The following is a 3,525-nucleotide window of genomic DNA, read 5'->3' on the forward strand; positions in this document are numbered from 1 at the left end:
GGCGGTGCCGGTGGCGTGCAGCCGGGCGCTCTCGTGGGCGACGGGCGTGCCGGCGACGGCGCCGGCGGGGCGGTCCGAGAGCTCGCTCATGCGGGCACCCCCTCGCGTGCGGTCCGTCGATGCAGGCGCAGCAGCGACTGCGCGAGCATCGCGGACCGGTACTCGGCGCTCGCGCGGTGGTCCGACATGGGGTGCCTTCGCCGGCGAGCACGGATGCCGCCTCCCGCACGGTGTCGGCGGACCACTCGCGTCCGACGAGCGCGGCCTCGGTCGCGCGTGCGCGGATCGGCGTCGCGGCGACGCCGCCGAGGCCGATGCGCGCCGACGCGACCGTGCCCCGGTCCTCGTCGAGGTCGATCGCGAACGCCACGGCGACGCTCGAGATGTCGTCGTAGCGGCGCTTGGCGACCTTGTGGAACGCGGTGAGGTTGGCCGTCGGCTGGGGGATCCGGACGGTGCGGATCAACTCGCCCGGCCGGCGGACGGTCTCGCGGTACCCGGTGAAGTAGTCGGCGAGGTCGACCTCGCGCTCGCCGTCTGGCGAGGCGAGCACGAGCCGCGCCTCGAGTGCGAGCAGCGCCGGCGGCGCGTCGCCGATGGGCGAGGCGGTGCCGAGGTTGCCGCCGAGCGTGGCGCGGTTGCGGATGAGCGGCGACGCGAACTGCGGGAACAGCGCCGCGAGCAGCGACACGCGCCCGTCGAGCCGTCGCTCGACCTCGGTGAGGGTGAGCGCGGCTCCGAGGTCGATGCCGGCGTCGTCCTCCTCGAAGGTGCGCAGTTCGTCGAGCCGGTCGATCGCGACCGCGAGCGGGGCCCGTCGCCCGCGCAGGTTCGCCTCGACGCCCCAGTCGGTGCACCCCGCGATCGCGACGGCCTCGGGCTCGACGTGCAGGAGTGCCAGCGCCTCGTCGAGGGTCTCGGGTCGTACGAATCGCCCGCCGTCGCCCGCGAGGCGGGTCGCACGGGCGGCGGGTGCCGGATGCATGCGGCGTTCCGCCAGCGGGTCGTCGGCCCCGGGCGAGACGTCCAGCCCCAGCGCGGCGTCGCGGATGGGGCGATACCCCGTGCACCGGCAGAGGTTGCCGCTCAGCGCGTGCAGGTCGAAGTCGGCCTCGTCGTGCGCGACCGACGCGGTGGGGCCTGCATCCGTGGCGGACGCCGTCGCGCCCGGGGCATCCGCGCCGTTGCGCACGCGGTAGAACTCGGCGGCCATGCTGCAGGCGAAGCCGGGCGTGCAGTACCCGCACTGCGAGCCGCCCGCCTCGGCGAGCGCCGACTGCACCGGATGCATCCGCTCCGGCGTGCCGAGCCCCTCGGCGGTCACGACCTCCTGGCCGTCGAGCGCCGCGGCCGGCATGAGGCACGCGTTCACCGCCGTCCAGGCGGTCCCGCCGTCCTCGCCCGGCGTGGCGAGCAGCACGGCGCACGCGCCGCACTCGCCCTCGGCGCAGCCCTCCTTCGCGCCGGTCAGGCCGATCGACCTGAGCCAGTCGAGCGCGGTGGTGTGGGCCGCGATGCCCGTGGTGTCCCGCGGCCGGCCGTTGACGGTGACGACGATATCCATGCCTGGCTCCCCCTGTTCCGGAGTCTACGCCGCGCGCGCGGGCGCACTCCCGTCCCGCTCATGCGCGCACGCCGGTTCCGGCCCGCGCGCTTGTGCGCGAAGATGAGGAACGAGGCCCGGATCACCACCCCGCAGCGAAGCGGAAGGGAGCGGCAGCCGCATGAGCATCGAGATCGCCCGAGTCGACGGCGTCGCCGACGACGATGACGTCCTGACCGAGGAGGCGCTCGCGTTCGTCGAGGAACTGCACCACCGGTTCGACGCGCGACGACGTGACCTGCTCGTCGCGCGCGCCGAGCGCCGAGCGCGGATCGCGCGCGGTGAGCCGCTGGACTTCCTCGCCGAGACCCGCGAGGTGCGCGAGTCGGAGTGGCGGGTGCCGCCGCCGCCCGAGGCGCTCGCCGACCGCCGCGTCGAGATCACGGGCCCCGCGTCGCCGGCCAAGATGGCCATCAACGCGCTCAACTCGGGTGCCAGGGTCTGGCTCGCCGACCTGGAGGATGCCTCGAGCCCGACCTGGGAGAACGTCGTCGGGAGCGTGCGGAACCTGCGCGAGGCCGCGCGCGGCACGCTGGCGTGGACCTCGCCGGACGGCCGGGAGTACGCGCTCCGCGACGACGTCCGGCGGCCGACCGTGGTCACGCGCCCGCGCGGCTGGCACCTCCCGGAGAAGCACGTCCTGGTCGACGGCGAGCGGGCGTCCGGGTCGCTCGTCGACTTCGGGCTGCACTTCGCGCACACCGCGAACGCGCTCATCGAGCACGGTGCCGGCCCGTACTACTACCTGCCGAAGCTCGAGAGCCACCTCGAGGCGCGACTCTGGAACGACGTGTTCGCGTTCTCCGAGGAGCGCATGGCGCTGCCGGCCGGAAGCATCCGCGCGACGGTGCTCATCGAGACGATCCCGGCCGCGTTCGAGATGGACGAGATCCTGTACGAGCTCCGCGACCACGCGTCGGGCCTCAACGCCGGGCGATGGGACTACCTCTTCAGCATCATCAAGGTGTTCCGCGACGCGGGCCCCGAGTTCATCGTGCCCGACCGCGCGTCGGTGTCGATGACGGCGCCGTTCATGCGCGCCTACACCGAGCTGCTCGTGAAGACCTGCCACCGCCGCGGCGCGGTCGCCATGGGCGGCATGGCGGCGTTCGTGCCGAACCGCGCCGACCCCGAGGCCACCGCGGTCGCGTTCGAGAAGGTCCGGGCCGACAAGACCCGCGAGGCGGCGGACGGATTCGACGGCTCCTGGGTCGCGCATCCCGACCTCGTGCCGGTCTGCCGCGAGGTCTTCGACGACGTGCTCGGCGACCGGCCCAACCAGCTCGACCGGCAGCGGCCGGAGGTGGAGGTCTCGGCCGCCGAGCTCCTCGACGTCGCCGCGACCGGCGGAGCGGTGACCGAGGCCGGCCTCCGCACGAACCTGTCGGTCGGCGTGGCGTACACCGCGGCGTGGCTGGCCGGCAGCGGCGCGGTCGCCCTGCACAGCCTGATGGAGGACGCCGCGACGGCCGAGATCTCGCGGTCGCAGGTGTGGCAGCAGCTGCAGCACGGAGTGGTCCTCGCCGACACGGGCCGGACCATGACGCCCGAGCTCGTGCGCGAGGTGCTCGACGAGGAGGTGGCGGCGCTCGCCGCCGACGTGCCGCGCGACCGGTTCGCGCAGTACTACGAACCCGCCGCGCGCCTCGTCGCCGACCTCGTCCTCGCCGACGACTACGTCGACTTCCTCACGCTGCCCGCCTACGAGCTGCTGGCCTGAGCCGTGCGGACCGCGCTGCCCTCCGCCCTGTCGGCCTCGATCGACGCCCGCCTCGCCGAGACGGACCGCCTGCTCGCGACGGCCTACCCGGGCGACGACGGGTCGCGGCAGCCCGTGCACACGGTCTACGTGCCCGGCGACACGATCACGCCGGACCTGCCCGCGGTGTGGGGGAGAGCGGCGCTCGCGGCCGCGGCATCGG

Annotated in this window: 2 protein-coding genes and 1 pseudogene; 2 read left to right on the top strand and 1 reads right to left on the bottom strand. The window is 74.5% G+C overall.

The genetic code is table 11. From position 1 onward, the window contains the following. Positions 1-86: 86 nt before the first annotated feature. Positions 87-1,564: pseudogene (locus tag ESO86_RS13715) on the bottom strand (xanthine dehydrogenase small subunit). Between the two features lie 160 nt (positions 1,565-1,724). Here ESO86_RS13715 and aceB point away from each other — a divergent pair. Both aceB and ESO86_RS13725 read left to right on the top strand, forming a co-directional pair. Further along, positions 1,725-3,323 (top strand): malate synthase A, encoded by a 1,599-nt coding sequence (aceB, locus tag ESO86_RS13720; protein ID WP_129235513.1) that lies wholly within the window; start codon positions 1,725-1,727, stop codon positions 3,321-3,323. A 3-nt stretch (positions 3,324-3,326) separates the two neighbouring features. Then, a partial coding sequence (locus ESO86_RS13725; RefSeq protein WP_422836497.1) for a DUF6986 family protein occupies positions 3,327-3,525 on the top strand: 199 nt, incomplete at its 3' end.

The organism is Agromyces binzhouensis (assembly GCF_004135055.1).
GTDB lineage: Bacteria > Actinomycetota > Actinomycetes > Actinomycetales > Microbacteriaceae > Agromyces > Agromyces binzhouensis.

Excerpts from the sequence above, each read along its gene's own strand:
- aceB (WP_129235513.1), top strand. The coding sequence starts at position 1,725 with ATGAGCATCGAGATCGCCCGAGTCGACGGCGTCGCCGACGACGATGAC.